The sequence below is a fragment of the Cuneatibacter sp. NSJ-177 genome, from assembly GCF_022867805.1.
In the GTDB taxonomy this organism is placed as follows: domain Bacteria; phylum Bacillota; class Clostridia; order Lachnospirales; family Lachnospiraceae; genus Pseudolachnospira.
In genome coordinates this window covers 702,851-718,390 of record NZ_JALIFO010000006.1, presented here as the reverse complement: position 1 = coordinate 718,390, position 15,540 = coordinate 702,851, and the positions used below count along the sequence as shown (strand labels likewise).

At 52.3% G+C, this 15,540-nt stretch carries 14 protein-coding genes; all 14 read right to left on the bottom strand.

All coding sequences use genetic code 11. From position 1 onward, the window contains the following. Positions 1-345: 345 nt before the first annotated feature. The 14 genes from sigE to MUB23_RS11180 all read right to left on the bottom strand — a co-directional run bounded on the left by sigE (position 346) and on the right by MUB23_RS11180 (position 15,313). Positions 346-1,086, bottom strand: coding sequence for an RNA polymerase sporulation sigma factor SigE (sigE, locus tag MUB23_RS11245; protein WP_244800576.1), 741 nt, complete (start codon positions 1,084-1,086; stop codon positions 346-348). Next, positions 1,083-1,856 carry a sigma-E processing peptidase SpoIIGA gene (locus tag MUB23_RS11240; RefSeq protein WP_244800575.1) on the bottom strand — a complete coding sequence of 258 codons (774 nt, stop codon included), beginning with the start codon at positions 1,854-1,856 and terminating at the stop codon, positions 1,083-1,085. Before MUB23_RS11240 ends, sigE begins: the two co-directional genes overlap by 4 nt. A 144-nt stretch (positions 1,857-2,000) precedes the next feature. After that, entirely contained in the window at positions 2,001-3,188 is a 1,188-nt protein-coding gene (ftsZ, locus tag MUB23_RS11235) for a cell division protein FtsZ (protein ID WP_244800574.1), read from the bottom strand. Between the two features lie 194 nt (positions 3,189-3,382). Next, positions 3,383-4,132, bottom strand: a complete 750-nt coding sequence (locus MUB23_RS11230) for a cell division protein FtsQ/DivIB (RefSeq protein ID WP_244800573.1) — start codon at positions 4,130-4,132, stop codon at positions 3,383-3,385. A gap of 4 nt (positions 4,133-4,136) precedes the next feature. Further along, a complete protein-coding gene (gene murA, locus MUB23_RS11225) occupies positions 4,137-5,396 on the bottom strand; it encodes a UDP-N-acetylglucosamine 1-carboxyvinyltransferase (RefSeq protein WP_244800572.1) in 1,260 nt (419 codons plus the stop codon). A gap of 87 nt (positions 5,397-5,483) precedes the next feature. Next, positions 5,484-6,641: an FtsW/RodA/SpoVE family cell cycle protein gene (locus MUB23_RS11220; protein ID WP_244800571.1), complete on the bottom strand. Its 1,158-nt coding sequence runs from the start codon at positions 6,639-6,641 to the stop codon at positions 5,484-5,486. 46 nt (positions 6,642-6,687) lie between these two features. Then, a complete protein-coding gene (gene murD, locus MUB23_RS11215) occupies positions 6,688-8,040 on the bottom strand; it encodes a UDP-N-acetylmuramoyl-L-alanine--D-glutamate ligase (protein ID WP_244800570.1) in 1,353 nt (450 codons plus the stop codon). A gap of 18 nt (positions 8,041-8,058) precedes the next feature. Further along, positions 8,059-9,012: a phospho-N-acetylmuramoyl-pentapeptide-transferase gene (gene mraY, locus MUB23_RS11210; protein WP_244800569.1), complete on the bottom strand. Its 954-nt coding sequence runs from the start codon at positions 9,010-9,012 to the stop codon at positions 8,059-8,061. Between the two features lie 26 nt (positions 9,013-9,038). Next, positions 9,039-10,757, bottom strand: coding sequence for a peptidoglycan D,D-transpeptidase FtsI family protein (locus MUB23_RS11205; RefSeq protein ID WP_442874112.1), 1,719 nt, complete (start codon positions 10,755-10,757; stop codon positions 9,039-9,041). An 89-nt stretch (positions 10,758-10,846) separates the two neighbouring features. Beyond that, entirely contained in the window at positions 10,847-13,009 is a 2,163-nt protein-coding gene (locus MUB23_RS11200; protein ID WP_244800567.1) for a peptidoglycan D,D-transpeptidase FtsI family protein, read from the bottom strand. Beyond that, complete coding sequence (locus tag MUB23_RS11195) at positions 12,975-13,454, bottom strand: cell division protein FtsL (protein ID WP_244800566.1); 480 nt, start codon at positions 13,452-13,454, stop codon at positions 12,975-12,977. Before MUB23_RS11195 ends, MUB23_RS11200 begins: the two co-directional genes overlap by 35 nt. Positions 13,455-13,570: 116 nt before the next feature. Then, positions 13,571-14,518 (bottom strand): 16S rRNA (cytosine(1402)-N(4))-methyltransferase RsmH, encoded by a 948-nt coding sequence (rsmH, locus tag MUB23_RS11190; RefSeq protein ID WP_244800565.1) that lies wholly within the window; start codon positions 14,516-14,518, stop codon positions 13,571-13,573. 1 nt (position 14,519) lies between these two features. Beyond that, on the bottom strand, positions 14,520-14,945 hold the full coding sequence (mraZ, locus tag MUB23_RS11185; protein WP_244800564.1) for a division/cell wall cluster transcriptional repressor MraZ: 426 nt from the start codon (positions 14,943-14,945) through the stop codon (positions 14,520-14,522). Between the two features lie 221 nt (positions 14,946-15,166). Beyond that, positions 15,167-15,313: an aspartyl-phosphate phosphatase Spo0E family protein gene (locus MUB23_RS11180; RefSeq protein ID WP_244800563.1), complete on the bottom strand. Its 147-nt coding sequence runs from the start codon at positions 15,311-15,313 to the stop codon at positions 15,167-15,169. Positions 15,314-15,540 lie beyond the last annotated feature (227 nt).

The following is a 15,540-nucleotide window of genomic DNA, read 5'->3' as shown; positions in this document are numbered from 1 at the left end:
TGCTTTCTCCCCCTGATTTTTCTATTATCCCGGAAAGTATAACATCCGGACCCATCAGGTGGCAAGTAGTTTTCGGCGCGGCCTTTCTGCTTCCATCTACAGACTCCTTTCCTCCCGAACCATCCATACGCGTGGAATTCCGGCACTCCCGCAGGATGTTTCTTTTTTCTCGATAGTATTAGGATATCAGAGAAAGCATAAGGAATACGTCCGGCGAACAAGAAAAAACAAGGAAGAACTTTGAAAGAAATTCGAAAGAAAGGAAATCGGATCAGCAGAACGAAACATAAAAAGGAATTTCCTATCAAACAAAAAAAGGCCCCCTCCTCAGAGAGAGCCCCGGCGTTACTCAAACCGGACAATTTCTTTTTTCAGCCTCTTTATAATTTTCTTTTCCAGACGGGAGATATAAGACTGGGAGATCCCCAACAGATCCGCCACTTCTTTCTGCGTCATTTCGTCGCCGTCCTCTTTCTCCAGCCCAAACCGAAGCTCAATAATGGTCCGTTCTCTGGCGGTCAGCGTGGAGATGGCGTTCTTCAAAAGCCTCTTTTCCACTTCGTCCTCCATATCGCGGGTGATCACATCCTCATCCGTACCAAGAATATCGGACAGAAGCAGTTCGTTCCCATCCCAATCCACGTTCAAAGGCTCGTCGATGGAAACCTCCAGCCTGGTCTTATTGTTCTTCCGCAGATACATCAGAATCTCATTTTCAATACAGCGGGAGGCGTAGGTGGCGAGCTTGATCTTTTTCACCGGATTATAGGTATTGACGGCCTTGATCAGACCGATCGTTCCGATGGAAATCAAATCCTCCACACCCACTCCCGTGTTGTCGAATTTTTTTGCTATGTAAACCACAAGCCGCAGATTGTGCTCAATCAAAAGAGACTTCGCTGCTTCTTCCCCGGCCGTGAGACCGTCGATCGCCTCCGCCTCGCGCTCCGCCGACAGAGGAGGCGGTAGGATATCACTCCCTCCAATATAATGAATTTCTCCCTGAGACTGCATCAGCAGTCTGCGAAAGCCGGATATCAGAGAAAAAGAAAACGGGGATTTCGAAGCAGCGGTATCTACGTTCATGGCAAAGCCTCCTGTGAATGGATTAAAATTTGGTATCGGTTGTTCTCACTCACAGGATATTTGGAAAATGCGACGACGGGCCGCGACACGACGCGCCCTCCTCGAAGACGCATGGTATCGGCTACAATGGCGGGCAGCAATCCATTTTCCTTCCCGACGCTTCGGTAAGGAACCCAGACTACCCCGTCCAGCGGAAACCGTTTCCAGGGGGATGCTGCCGAGGCATCCAACACATGAACCGGCTTTCCTTCCTTCGTATAGAGCCCGTTTCCCGTATCCACCAGCCCTTTCACCGATAGGGTTACTCCATTCCAGGTCAGCTCAACCGAAATCACCTCTGCACGCCGCCGCTCCTGGAACCAGGAAACGCCGATGAGCAAAGCAAATCCGATCAGGCTGCCGCCGGAAATCAAGAGAGAGGCCGGTACGCCTCCCGTCCGCTCCGCAACCGCAGAAAAGATCCCTCCGAATAAAAAGGCGAAAAAATAGAAAACCGCGACAGATTTCGCCATGGTTTTCCCGCTATGTATCGAAAACGTCACCCACTGGATTCCTGCGGCCGCCACCACAAACGAAAGCGCTTGCTCCCAAAACGGCGGCAGAGGTACCAGGACGAGGAAACAGACCCAGCCGCTCCCAAACGCTGCGCCGAGCGCCAGGCGGAAGCCTGAAGCAGAAAACCGAAGCAGCTTTTGTTCCAGCAGCAGAATCCACAAATCCACGGTGAAATTTACGAGAAACAGCAAATCCAAATAGACTGTGTAGTGCATGGGTTTATTGTAACGGAAACGGGCCGCGGAGTTTGTCAAAAAAGCACGGCAAAACGGTGTTTTTTATCGGGAAAATTCGACAGAGACCGAAATCAGAAAAAACCGCCGTTCCTTTTTTGGAACAGCGGTTTCTCATGATTCATGTTATCTTTTCAGGAAGTCGGGGATATTGATGCTCTTCACTTCTACGCTGGCTTCCGGAGCCTTGATCGGCTTTCTCGGAATAAAGGTATGGGGCAGAGGCTTTTCTTCTTCCGACGCGGAGACAGCGGTCTCCCCCTCCGGCTTGGTCAGGTTCTTCATCACCGGCGCGGTCGCCTTAAAGGAAGGCTTTGCGGGAGCCGCCGCAGCGGCAGGCTTTTTCACCGGCTCGTCCAGGTTTTTGTCGATCAGGCCGGTGGCAATCACCGTAATGGTAGCCTCGTCCTGAACCGTCTCGTCGTACATTGCACCAAAGATAATATTCGCGGTATCTCCGGCCAGCTCCTGAACAAAGGTAGCCGCCTCGTTGGCCTCCATCAGGCCGATATCGCCGGAAACATTGATAATCACATGGGAAGCGCCCTGGATCGTAGTCTCCAAAAGCGGGCTGGATACAGCCTGCTTCACGGCTTCGATGGCCTTGTCGTCGCCCTTCGCCTTGCCGATGCCGATGTGGGCGATACCCTTGTCGGTCATGACAGTCTGCACGTCGGCAAAGTCCAGATTGATCAAGCCGGGGACATTGATCAGGTCCGTGATGCCCTGGACCGCCTGCTGTAAAACCTCATCGGCTTTTTTCAGGGCCTCCGGCATAGTGGTGCGGCGATCTACGATCTCCAGCAGTTTGTCATTGGGAATAACGATCAACGTGTCCACGTTGTCCTTCAGATGTTCGATTCCCTCCATCGCGTTCTGCATCCGTACCTTGGCCTCGAAACGAAACGGCTTGGTCACAACGCCTACCGTCAGGATGCCCATATCCTTTGCGATCCGGGCAATCACCGGGGCTGCGCCCGTGCCAGTCCCGCCACCCATTCCGCAGGTAACGAAAACCATATCCGCGCCTTTCAGGGCGGATGCCAGCTCTTCTTCACTCTCCTCGGCGGCCTTCATGCCGATCTCCGGCTGCGCTCCGGCGCCAAGCCCCTTGGTCAGCTTCTCGCCGATCTGGATCGCCGTGGGGGCTTTGCACATCTGCAAGGCTTGTCTGTCTGTATTGATGCCAATGAATTCTACGCCTTCAATATTTCCATCGACCATCCGATTGACCGCGTTATTTCCGGCGCCACCGACACCTACCACGATAATCTTCGCCGCGCTCTCGGACTCGTTAATCTTTATTTCCAGCAACTCTATATCCTCCTTGCAACTTCATTCTCTTGTCCAAAACTCATATACTCGTACCTTATACTATATTTGATTTCCAGAAAATAATCAAGTGCTATCCTTTAGTTTTTTTCATAAATTTTTCTTAAGCTTCCAGCTCGAAAAGGAAAGAAAACGGTAGTTTTTCCGCATTTTCCAGCCGGGCCCTTCTGGTCTTGCTACTTAAAAATATAGCTGGGGTCCGACTCATTCTCGTCATAGGTATCCAGGTATAACGTACCCGCTCTTCCGTACAGCTGCGGAAGAATATCCTTCATCTCCCGAAGTTTCCCCTCCAAAAGCTCTTTCCCGCCGAGTCTCACTTTGATATCACCGAAACCGCAGGTGATATCGCCGTTCCCGTCAAAACCGATCTGATCGAGAATCACGCCCAGGGAGACGGTCTCCTCTCCCCAGACCACTTCTTTGCCCTCCAGATACTGGGAAATCTGAAGAATCTCCGCAAACACCCCCGGATCTTTCACCGGCAGAGTCTGGTGAAGCACCGCGTAATCAAAATCCAATCCGGACACTTTCGGCAGCGTGCCGTAGCGCTCTGTAGCGCTCTCCACGATCATGCCGTCCTTATCAAAATACAGATAGCTTCCCATAAACTCCACATATCCGATCATGCTTTTCTCATAGAGCATGACTTCCGCGCTGGCAAGGCCGGTTAAATTCACCGTATACTTCTCCACAAACGGTACCGGCGGATTTTTACCGAGTTTTTGACGAATCCAAATCACCAGCGGACTCTTGTCCATCCGTCCGGGAAAAAGAAGGGCTTCCAGCTCGTCCTGGCTGTAGTACTCATTGCCGGTAATTGACACAGTCTTTACCTGCACGGACAAAAGGGCCGCTAGGAACACGACCCCCGCCACAATGACAGCTATTCCGATCTTTCCCTTTCTCGTCAGTTTTTTTTTCATTCCGTCACTCCGTTATTTTCCAAACCTTCGCTCCCAGCGATTTTAAAATTTCCACCATATTTTCATAGCCGCGTTCCACATGCTCAAAGCCGTTCACCGTGCTGACTCCGTCCGCAGCCAGAGCTGCCGCGATCAGTCCCGCGCCGCTGCGCAGGTCCGCCCCCTGTAACTCGGCGCCGTGCAAACGTTCCACTCCCGTACATCTTGCGCGTTTTCCTTCAACCTCAATGTTTGCACCCATGCGGTTCAGCTCTTTTGCCATGGTCAGTCTTTTCTCAAAAACATTTTCTTCCATCACGCTCTCGCCGTCGGCCAGCGACATCATGGCGAGGAATGCCGACTGCATATCCGTGGGAAAGGCAGGGTAAGGATCCGTTGAAAGAAACGGCAGCGCGGTTAACCGTTCCGGAGCCGACAAAAAAATCCCTTCCGGGTCCAGCCTTAAATCGCATCCCATTTGGCGAAATCCGCAGATGGTTGACCAGAGGTGGCTGGGATGAATCCCCTCCACATGGATCCGCCCTCCGGTAACGGCAGCAGCGGCCAGATAAGAGCCTGCTGCAATCCGGTCACCGGGAATCTGAAATCGGATTTCCCTCGCAACCGGGCGAAACCCGTGAACCACGATTTCCGTACTGCCCTCCCCATCGATCTGGGCGCCTGCCATTTTCAGATACCGGCAGAGTGTGACGATTTCCGGCTCCCTGGCCGCCCCTAAAATCCGGGTCGGCCCGTTTGCGCCGCAGGCGGCAAGGAGCAGCTGCTCCGTGGCCCCGACGCTGGGATAAGGCAGAGTAACGCTGCATCCGGTCAGATGCCTGGCCGACGCCAGAATCCGCTCTCCCTCGCAGGACAGCTCCGCCCCCAGTCTCGTCAGTCCGGTCAGATGGTAGTCCACCGGCCTTTTTCCGATCGCGCAGCCTCCTGGGCGGTACAAAGCCCCTTCCCCAAACCGGGCCAGCAGCGGTCCCAGAAACAACACGGAAGAACGCATCCGTTCCCCCAGTTCCTTTGGGATTTCGCTGGGTCCTGCTTCGGAAGCGTCGATCCAAAGAAAGTGATCCCGAAACTCCGTTCGGGCCCCTAACAGTTCCAATATCTCAAGGCTCGCACGGACATCCGCGATATCCGGCACGTGGGTGAACACCGTCACGCCGGAATGTAAAATGGATGCCGCCAAAACCGGTAGCACCGCATTTTTTGAGCCCTGTATCTCCATTTCCCCTGTCAAACGACAGCCGCCCTCGATTCCTATCCCGGACAAAAAATTCCCTCCCTAAGGAGAATATATATCATCCTATGCAAGAATCCCGTCCGACGTTCCTCTTAAGAAAGAAACAAGCCAATCTCTTTACAGCGTTTCCAATGTAATCTGATTGGAAACGCCCAATACAAGCCCCATTTCGGCCATCAAGAACAAAAGTGAAGTTCCTCCGTAACTGATAAACGGCAAGGTGATACCCGTATTGGGAATGGAGTTGGTCACCACCGCGATGTTTAAAATTACCTGAATCGCAATGTGACCCATGGCACCGGTCACAATCAGCGCTCCCAGAAGATCCGGCGCATTGCTTGCGATAATCAAAAAACGGTGGAGCATAAATAAAAACAAAAGCATCAGACAAGCGGCTCCAAAAAGCCCCAGTTCCTCACAGATGATGGAAAAAATCATATCGTTCTGCGCTTCCGGCACAAATCCCAGTTTCTGGATACTGTTCCCAAGGCCTTTGCCGAACAGTCCGCCGGAGCCGATGGCGTAAAGCCCCTGCAGCACCTGGAAGCCGCCCTCCGAGGCAAACGCTTCCGGGTTCTGCCAGACGTGGATCCGGTCAAGCTGATAGGACTGGAGCACGCCTGCCTTCACCAGCTGTTCCCCCAGGGGAATTGCCAAAAAAGCAAGGGCCAGGAAGCCTCCGACAAAGAGGGCAAACCGCAGCTTCTTTTTGCTCGCCACAAAATACATGACGAAGACAATGCCGAAAATAATAATACCTGAACTCAGGTTATTCATCAAAACCAACAGTCCCGGAGGAATCGCAAGCCCAAACACAATCAACGTAGCTTTCCAGTGATCGATCTGTTTAACCAGGCGCACAATCACGCAGGCCGTAACCAAAATCAGAGCAATCTTTACAAATTCCGTGGGCTGAAAGGAAATGCTGTCGGAGATGCCAAGCCAACGTTTTTTACCGTTAACCTCCCGCCCCAGGGGGGTAAAATTGACCAGCACCATCATAATCACCGAGGCCAGGTAGGCAAACACCACAAACCTGGCCCAAAAGTGATAATCAATCTTTGAGATAAAGATCATCACGGCAAAACTGCCCAGGAGGATCATCGCCTGCCGTCTTAAATAATAGGTTCCATCCCCCAGCTTCAACTGCGCCGTGTAATAGCTGGTGCTGTAGATCATAATCAGCCCAAAGCACGACAAAAAGATGATTACAAACAGCAGACTGTAATCATAAAAGCTCTTTTTCTTTTTGTTTGCCTGTTTTGCTTTTCCCATGGCGCTCCTTTTCTATCCTTGTCACGCGTCCACGCGCCGTTTCCTCTTACAAAGCCCGAACCAGGTCTTTAAACATGCGGCCGCGTACCTCATAGTTGGGGAACATCCCCCAGCTGGCACAGGCCGGCGAGAGCAGCACGGCGTCCCCAGGTTCCGCGCATTCCGCCGCAAGTCTTACGGCTTCTTCCAAATTTTCCACATAGGAAATTTTCGGAATATGATATCTTTCCGCTGTCTCCCCGATCTTCTCAGCGGTTGCCCCCAGCAAAATCAGATGCTTTGTTTTCGGCAAAGCCGCCTTGATCCACTCGTCGTACTCGGCCCCTTTATCGTACCCCCCGCCGATCAGCACCGTCGGGCGCACCATAGCCTTGATCGCCTGGATCGCAGCATCCGTGTTGGTGCCTTTCGAGTCGTTGTAATAGGCGACGCCGTTCTTCTCCTCCACAAACTCGATCCGGTGCTCCACAGCCTGGAATTCCCGCAGGCTTTTCCGAATGGAATCCATCGGGATATGTAAACTCACGGCAATCAAAACAGCCGCCATTACATTTTCATAATTATGCGCTCCGAGCAAGTTTAAATCCTGGATCTTGCATACCAGCGTCTTTTTTCCGTCTAGAGCAAGAAAAATTTCATCTCCGGCCAGGTAAGCTCCCTCGGAAAGCTCCTGCTTGCTGCTGAAAAATAGAACCCTCGGCGCTGCCTGGCGGCCAAATTCCCGCAGCCGCTCGTCTTCATAGTTCAGCACGCAGACATCCTGCGCCGTCTGGTTTTTGGTTACACTTTCCTTCACCAGCGCGTAATTCTCCATGGTTTTGTGGCGGTTCAAATGATCCGGCGTGATATTTAAGATCGCGCTGACCTGCGGATGGAACTGGTCGATGGTCTCCAGTTGAAAACTGCTCACCTCAGCCACCGTGATGCTCTCCTCCGCGGTCTTTAACGCCTCCTTTGTGTAGGCGTTTCCGATATTCCCTACCACAAACACCGATGACTGCCAATCCGAACAGATTTTTCCGGTCAGAGCCGTCGTGGTTGTCTTTCCGTTTGTCCCGGTGATCGCAACCAGCCGTCCTTTTGCCACGTGATAAGCGAGTTCAACCTCACTCCAGATCGGAATTCCCGCTGCCTGGATTAATTGGACAAAGGGAGCGTCAAGGGGGATCCCCGGACTGATCACACAAAGCTCCGCCTGCGCCAAAGTTTCAGCTTTCAAATCACCGAGAACAACAGAAAATCCATCCGGATTTCCCAGCTCATTTCGGATCTCCGGCTCCGAGAGACCGGTATTTCCATCATACAGGACGGCCTTAACTCCTTTTTCAAGCAAAAGCCGGCAGGCATTTTTTCCGCTGATCCCTGCTCCGGCCACCAAAACTGCTTTTTCGATCTTCATCTCTGTTTCCTCCGTCCGTTAAACACCCAGGTATGCAATCAGGCAAAGTATCGTCGTCACAATAGAAAATACGGCAACCACGCGGGTCTCCGACCATCCGCCCAGTTCAAAGTGGTGATGAATCGGGGCCATGCGGAAAAACCGCTTTCCATGGGTCTTTTTAAAGTAAGTCACCTGAATCATGACGGAGATCACCTCCGCCAGATAAATAAAGCCGACAAGCAGGATTAAAAGGGGCTGCTGCAACATCAATGCCGTGGCCGAGACAAATCCGCCCAGAGCCAATGACCCGGTATCCCCCATAAACACCTTGGCTGGATAAACATTAAATAGCAAGAAGCCCAATAGAGCGCCGACGACCGCGGCCGTCACCGGAGCGATTCCGCTCTCCTCCCCCATGGCCACCACGGTAAAGAAAGTAGCCACCAGAATGGTCACGCTGGTGCACAGCCCGTCCAGCCCGTCGGTAAAGTTGACGCCGTTGTCCGTGCCCAGAACCGCAAGGAAAAGCATCGGCACATAAAGCCACCCCATATCCCAGTCGATTCCCAAGAATGGGATATGAATGACGGTACCAAGCCCTGAATACTTGATCATATAAACGCAAAAGATCCCGGTAATCACTAACTGTCCCAAAAGCTTCTGCACGGGATTCAGTCCCTCCGACCGTTTCATCACAATTTTTATGTAGTCATCCAAGAACCCGACAATCCCAAACCCGACGGTCAAAAACAAAACCGGCACAATGCGGGGATATTTCCCCACAAAGATCAGGGATGTCACAATCACGCTGGCCAAGAAAGCCAGACCTCCCATGGTCGGTGTGCCGGCTTTTTTCAGATGAGCCTGAGGCCCGTCGTCCCGGACCTGCTGGCCGAACTTCAGCTTTTTCAGGAACGGAATCAGCACCGGACAAAGTACGGCGCTGACTCCAAAAGCAATCAGGACTGCTGCAATCACATCTTTGTTCATTTTTCCACTCCAAGTGTATTATTTTTTTACGATTCCGTTTGCGAATCGTAACTTTCATTCGGCTGGATGCCCAGATACGGCAGGATGTTTGAAAATATATCTGCCATCACCGGCGCGGCTACCGTGCCCCCATAATAGACTCCCACCGGCTCGTCGATGGTGATCAGGCCGATGACCTGTGGATTTTCGGCCGGGGAGAACCCCAAAAAGGAGGAGATATATTTCCCCGATCGCCGGGGTAGTTTTTCTGAGGTAGCGGTTTTTCCGCCGATGGTATAGCCTTCCAGGTAGGCTTTCTTTCCGGTTCCCTCTGAGACGACTTTCTCCAGAATATAGCGGAGGGTCTCGCTGGTCTCCTCTGAAATTATAGACTCTTCTGCGTCATATGTAAAGGTTTTCCTGACTTCCCCATCGCTCCCCACGACCTTCACCCCGAAATGCGGGGTGACCCGGTGCCCTCCGTTTACCAGCGATGCGGCGGTGGTAATCAGCTGAAGCGGTGTGATCTGGAAAGACTGGCCGAAAGAGACCGTCGCCAGCTCTACCTCTCCCATATTTTCTTTTTGGTGCATGATGGTTCCCGCTTCTCCCGGCAGATCCACCCCGGTCTTTTTGAGAAGCCCAAACTGCTCAAAGTAGGAATAGTACCGGTCCACGCCCAGGCGCAGCCCGACGTCGATGAACACCGGATTGCAAGAGTTCATGGCCCCTTGAAGGAAATTCTCCGCTCCATGCCCCTGGACCTTGTGGCATCGGATGCGCCGGTCTTCTACGACCCGGTAGCCCGGACAGTAAAAACTGTCGTTCAGGCTCACCACGTCCGCCTCCAAAGCCGCCGCCATGGTGATAATCTTGAAGGTAGATCCCGGCTCGTAGGTATCGTTGATACAGGCGTTCCGCCACATTTTATTCAGCAGGTTCTGCTTTTCCTCCTGAGTTACCTCTTCCGTCAGATCGTAATTCAGCGTAAACGGATCATTCAGATTGAACTCCGGCACGTTTACCATGGCCAGAATCTCTCCATTTTGCGGATTCATCAGGATAACGGAAACCTGCTTTGCATTCTTCTCCTCCATCACCTTTTTGGCCGCCTGCTCCGCGTACTGTTGGATATTGGCGTCTAAGCTGACCACCAGATCATTTCCGGGGATCGGCTCTACCCGCTCTTCGGCCATCCCATCCAGCTCCACGCCTTTGGCGTCGGTCATGGTCAGGATCTGGCCGTCCAGCCCTTTCAGGTATTCTTCATAAATGACCTCCAGGCCGACGATCCCCTGGTTGTCGCTGCCGGTAAAGCCAAGGACCTTAGACGCCAGGGTATCATAGGGGTAATACCTTTTGTAATCCTCGTCCACCTTGACGCCGTTCAGGTTGCAGGCACGGATCGCGTCGCCGGTGGTTTTGTCCACGTTGGTCTTGATGATCTCTCTGGCCGAATACTTCTCCACGGCCTTCCGCACCTTGTCCTCATCCACAGAGAGCTGTTCGGTCAATACACGGACCACCTCGTCCGCATCCGTAATCTGATTGTGAATCACCGACACGGTGCAAACCGTCCGGTTCGTCGCCAGTACCTGCCCTTTGGCGTCGTAGATGGTGCCGCGGGCCGCTTTGATGTTTCGCTCCCGCTGATGCAGTTCCTCCGCCATAACGCCATAATGCTCCGAGCGGAAAATCATCAGATACCCCAGGCGCCCGATTAAACCCAGGACGCCTAAGGCACAGATCAGAAACGCCCAGAGCATCTTCCGTTTGTGAACCACACGGTTTCGTATCATACGCTTCTCCTTTTATCCCGTCAATCCATGATATGAAGGACAAGCGCTTTTTATTCCTACTCCTCTTCCGTCGTATGATCTTCCTGGGATTGGGACCCGTCATCCTCCGGCGTCTGCGGCCCGTCTCCGTTCCCCCCCTCTTTCGAGGAAGATTCCTCTGATGAGGCGGCAGCGCTCTCCGTAGGATCATTCAGGATTCCGTCATCCTGCACCCGCTCATCATCACTGGGATTGGCGGATGCCGGGATGGTATTTCCTGCGGCATCGGTCTCCGGCTCCGTCGGTGTCACCGGTTCCGTGTCTGCCGCAGTGGTCTCCGGGATATACTCGGAGGACATGCTGATACTCAGATACGGCAGGATGGCTTCCATCACCTTTTTCTCGATTCCAATGGCCAGTTTGGCGCTGACGTTTGTCTCTTCGCCTTCCGCTAAATTCAGTTTTTCCGGATTATCGACGATGACATAGACCACAACCTCCGGATGTTCGACCGGGGCAAAACCCATGAAGGAGACCAAATACTTGTGATCTTCACGCGGCTGTTTCTGTGCGGTTCCGGTCTTTCCTCCCACATCGTATCCTTCGATCTGGGCCTCTTTTCCCGTACCGTCCAGCACAGTCTTCCAGAGAGACGTACGGATAAACTCCGAGGTGGATTCGCTGACGGTTTCCCGCATCAAAACCGGCTCCACGTCCTTCACCAGATCGCCCTCCGGACTTAACACCTGCTTCACCATATGAGGCATATAGTAGGAACCACCGTTGATGACTGAGGAAAAGGCGGCGGCCATCTGCACCATTGTCGCGTTATAGTTCTGGCCGAATGCGTTGGTTGCAAGGTCTACAACACCCATATTTTCCGGCTGGTAGACCAATCCCGGCGATTCACCCGGCAAATCAATCCCGGTCTGCTTTCCAAATCCAAACTGGCTGAGGTATTTGCTGAATATGTCATTTCCCAGCGTTTGCCCGATTGCCATCATAGCGTCGTTGCAGGAATACATTAAGGATTCTTCCAGATTCACCCGGCCGTGAACCTGATTGCATTTCACCGTCACCTCATGGGAACCGCTGCCAAAAGATTCCGCCCCGTCGCAGATGTATTCGCTGGCCGCGCTAATCAGATTTTCCTCCAGTCCCGCCGAAACCGTAAAGGGTTTAGCCGTGGAGCCCGGCTCAAAGGCGTCCTGGACCGCAAAGTTCTTCCAGATCCCGGCCAGAGCCTCGCTTTTTGCCTTGTCATCCATGGCTGCGATCGCCGCCTCATCATAGAAGGCGGTCAGGTCGCCGGGATTATTCAAATCGTAAGGACTGCTGGTCGCCATGCCCAAAATCTCGCCGTTATTGGGGTTCATGACCAGAACGCCTACATTGTCCGCCTTGTATTCGGTTAAAAATTCCGCGATATACTGCTCCGCCGCGGACTGAACCGTATAATCGATGGTGGTCACCACTGTGTTCCCGTCGATCGCTTCTTTGGTGACCCGTTCCAGATCACCGTCGTTATTCATGTAACCATAGGAACGGCCGTTGGTGCCCACCAGCTCCTCGTTATAATACTGCTCAATCCCCCAGTTTCCCCGGCTGCTGTCACTGGAAGAGAAGCCAAGAACCGAGCTGGCCAATGTGTTGAAAGGATAGACCCGCTTATACTCCGGTTCGAACCAGACGCCCGCCACCTTCGCCGTCTTATTTTTCTTGGCGTTTTTGTTAAAGTCCGTTTCGTAGGTCGTAAATTTAGTCTTGTCGTCCGCGCTTAACTGTCTTGCATAGCGGACATAGGACTTGTCCGCCTTCTCATCCAAGAGGGCGGAAAGCTCGCCGCGGTCATAGCCAAAGCACTGAACCAGCGCATCCAATGTCGTCTCCGTATTCTCCCGCTCATCCGCCAGGATCACCTTCGGGTCCAGGATCAGATTGTAGACCTGTTCGCTGGTTGCCAGCACCGTGTGGTTCCGGTCCATGATCGTTCCCCGCTTAAAGGGCAGCACCGTGCTGCTGTAATTTTGCTGCGTCAAAACAGTCTTTTTATAATCTTCTCCCGTATTTCCGGAAATGGAAAACAAAATAAAGCTAAGAGCAAGTAAAGCCGCTGCTACCACAACAAAGGTAAACAGCAGCTTCGCCTGCATGTATTTTCGGAACGTTTTCCAACGGTTTTTCTTACTTCTGGCCTTTCTCTCATCAATTGGTCGGGATGTCTTCATATTGCCGCACATACTCGCTTTCTGATTTGTCGTAGTAGATTACCTGGTTGTCGGAAGCATAGGTCATTCCCAGTTCTTCCGTCGCCACTTTATAGATATAATCCAAATCCACATACGCATTGATTCTGCTTTCTGTCGCGCTGTTATTGGTTTTCAACGTCGAAAGCTGGCTTTCCAGCTTGCCGATGGCCGTCTGATGCGAGGTAATGCTGGACTGCACTTTTAAATAGCTCACGCAAATCGCCACGACCGCCACCGTTGCCGCTGCCAGCATAAGCAGATAGGGAATACTGATCTGCAGCGCCTTCTCCCGATTTCTCCGAAGAGTGGACCGGGCAATTTTCTCTTTTTCCTGCTTCTTCTTTCTCTCGATATATTCTTCCCGGCGGACCGTATTCCCCTCTACCACCATCCTGGGTCTGGGATGCGGCGCCGTATTTCTCATCGTATTTGCCATAAAAACCTCCTTGCCTTTCTCAAATTCTATGGAAAGGACTTTTTTACCTGCGGTTTCCCGCTCCACTCTCTTCTTCTCTTTCGGCAGCGCCTTCGCCTGCCGTTCTCAACAGCCCCCTAATTGTCTTCTTCTGTTTTCTCAAACACGCGGAGTTTTGCACTTTTCGCCCGCGGATTTTCTTCCATTTCCTGTTCGCCCGGCAAAACCGGCTTCCGGGTAACCACACGGCCTTTGCTTTTCCGGCCGCAGACGCAGACCGGAAAATTCTTCGGACAGATGCAGGGATCTTCCGCGGTGCGGAAACGGCCTTTTACAATCCGGTCTTCCAGCGAATGGAAGGTAATAATACAGAGTCTGCCGCCTGGATTCAGGCAGTCAATCATCGTTTCGATGACTTCATCTAATATTGTTAACTCCCGGTTCAGTTCAATCCGGAGTGCCTGGAAGGTCCGCTTCGCCGGGTGTCCTCCTGTCTTTTGTACTTTTCTTGGAATCGCCTGCTCGATCAGGTGGACCAGCTGCCCGGTTGTCTCAATGGGCTCCTGCTCCCTCTCCTTTGTGATTCGCCTGGCAATGCTCCGTGCAAACCGGTCTTCTCCGTAATCCCGGATCATCCGGTACAGCTCTTCTTCACTGTATTCATTGACAATATCTCTCGCTGTCTTTTGCTCTTCCTGGTCCATCCTCATGTCCAAGGGCGCATCAGCCATATAAGAAAATCCCCGTTCCGCAGTATCCAACTGGTGGGAGGATACCCCCAAGTCCAGAAGGATGCCGTCCACGCCGGGGATCTCAAGGCTGTTTAAGACGTCCCGAATATTTCCATAGTTGTCCTTTACGATCGTTACTCTGTCTCGGTAAGGCGAAAGCCGTTCCGAAGCCGCCCGAATCGCTTCCTCATCCCGATCGATCCCGATCAGCCGTCCACCGGAAGCAAGCCGTTCTGCAATGTGGAAGGAATGTCCTCCCCCTCCCAGAGTGCCGTCCACATAAATGCCGTCCGGACGGACAGCCAGATGATCAAGTGACGGCTCCAGCAGGACAGAAGTGTGATGAAATTCCATATTAAATCCCTAATCCTTCCATATTCGCTGCGATTTCGTCCATATCATCGTAGGTGTTGGCCTCGGCCCAGTTATTCTTGTCCCAGATCTCCACCCGGTCGCCGACACCGGCCAAAACGACGTCTTTCTCCAATGCGGCGGCGGCGCGCAGATTCGCCGGAATCAGGATCCGGCCCTGCTTGTCCACTTCACAAAGAGTGGCCCCCGCCAGAAAATACCGCGCGAACCGGCGTCCCTTTTGATTGCTGACGGGAATCGCCTGCAGCTTTTCCTCGAAGTGTTTCCATTCTTCATTGGTATAGGCGAAAAGGCAGCCATCCAACCCTTTGGTTACAACAAAATTATCCCCCAACTCTTCCCGAAACCGGGAGGGAATAATCAGACGCCCTTTCGCGTCTATGGTGTGGCTGTATTCACCCATGAACATGGAAACTCACCTCTCTTCTACCACTTCGCGCTACTTTCTACCACTTTCCACCACCTTGTCTCTATTCTAAACAACTTTTCTTCAAATGGCAACCCTTTTTTTGAAATCCACCCGGCTTTTTTCTGCTGGCAAAAAATGGAAAACATTCGATTTTTCGAGGTTTTTCCCCATAAAAATAAGCCCTGATGCCATGGCAACAAGGGCTTGTAGACAAGGAGCTATTATTCCTCCATATATAGAGCAATCAGTTGGTCAAGCTCCACGCTCAGCCGGTACAGGTCATCTCCGCTGCCGCCTTGATCGATCGTCTCGCTGAGCTCCTTCCTCTTATCTTCGATTTTTTGCCTGAGTTCTTCTCTTCGGTACATAAATCTCTCCCGTCGTTTTCTGTCTGTTCTTTTGCCGCTTGGCTTTATTGTACCCAAATTCGAGGGAAAATGCAAATAAAAGCAGGAGGAAAGCGTCGGGAGGTTTCGACAAAATTCGCACTTGAGTTATTTTTAAATATCGCATATAATATAGAAAGAATGCCCAAAATCCAAGAAAATATCGAATTCCGGCCAGACCGCTTTTTTGTCGAATCCAGCCGCCGGAA

Coding starts and splice junctions, on each gene's coding strand:
- MUB23_RS11205 (WP_442874112.1), bottom strand. CDS start 10,757: ATGCTCTGGGCGTTTCTGATCTGTGCCTTAGGCGTCCTGGGTTTAATC.
- MUB23_RS11240 (WP_244800575.1), bottom strand. CDS start 1,856: ATGCACTACACAGTCTATTTGGATTTGCTGTTTCTCGTAAATTTCACC.
- MUB23_RS11230 (WP_244800573.1), bottom strand. CDS start 4,132: ATGAAAAAAAAACTGACGAGAAAGGGAAAGATCGGAATAGCTGTCATT.
- mraY (WP_244800569.1), bottom strand. CDS start 9,012: ATGAACAAAGATGTGATTGCAGCAGTCCTGATTGCTTTTGGAGTCAGC.
- MUB23_RS11195 (WP_244800566.1), bottom strand. CDS start 13,454: ATGGCAAATACGATGAGAAATACGGCGCCGCATCCCAGACCCAGGATG.
- sigE (WP_244800576.1), bottom strand. CDS start 1,086: ATGAACGTAGATACCGCTGCTTCGAAATCCCCGTTTTCTTTTTCTCTG.
- MUB23_RS11220 (WP_244800571.1), bottom strand. CDS start 6,641: ATGGGAAAAGCAAAACAGGCAAACAAAAAGAAAAAGAGCTTTTATGAT.
- MUB23_RS11200 (WP_244800567.1), bottom strand. CDS start 13,009: ATGTGCGGCAATATGAAGACATCCCGACCAATTGATGAGAGAAAGGCC.
- mraZ (WP_244800564.1), bottom strand. CDS start 14,945: ATGTTCATGGGTGAATACAGCCACACCATAGACGCGAAAGGGCGTCTG.
- rsmH (WP_244800565.1), bottom strand. CDS start 14,518: ATGGAATTTCATCACACTTCTGTCCTGCTGGAGCCGTCACTTGATCAT.
- MUB23_RS11180 (WP_244800563.1), bottom strand. CDS start 15,313: ATGTACCGAAGAGAAGAACTCAGGCAAAAAATCGAAGATAAGAGGAAG.
- murD (WP_244800570.1), bottom strand. CDS start 8,040: ATGAAGATCGAAAAAGCAGTTTTGGTGGCCGGAGCAGGGATCAGCGGA.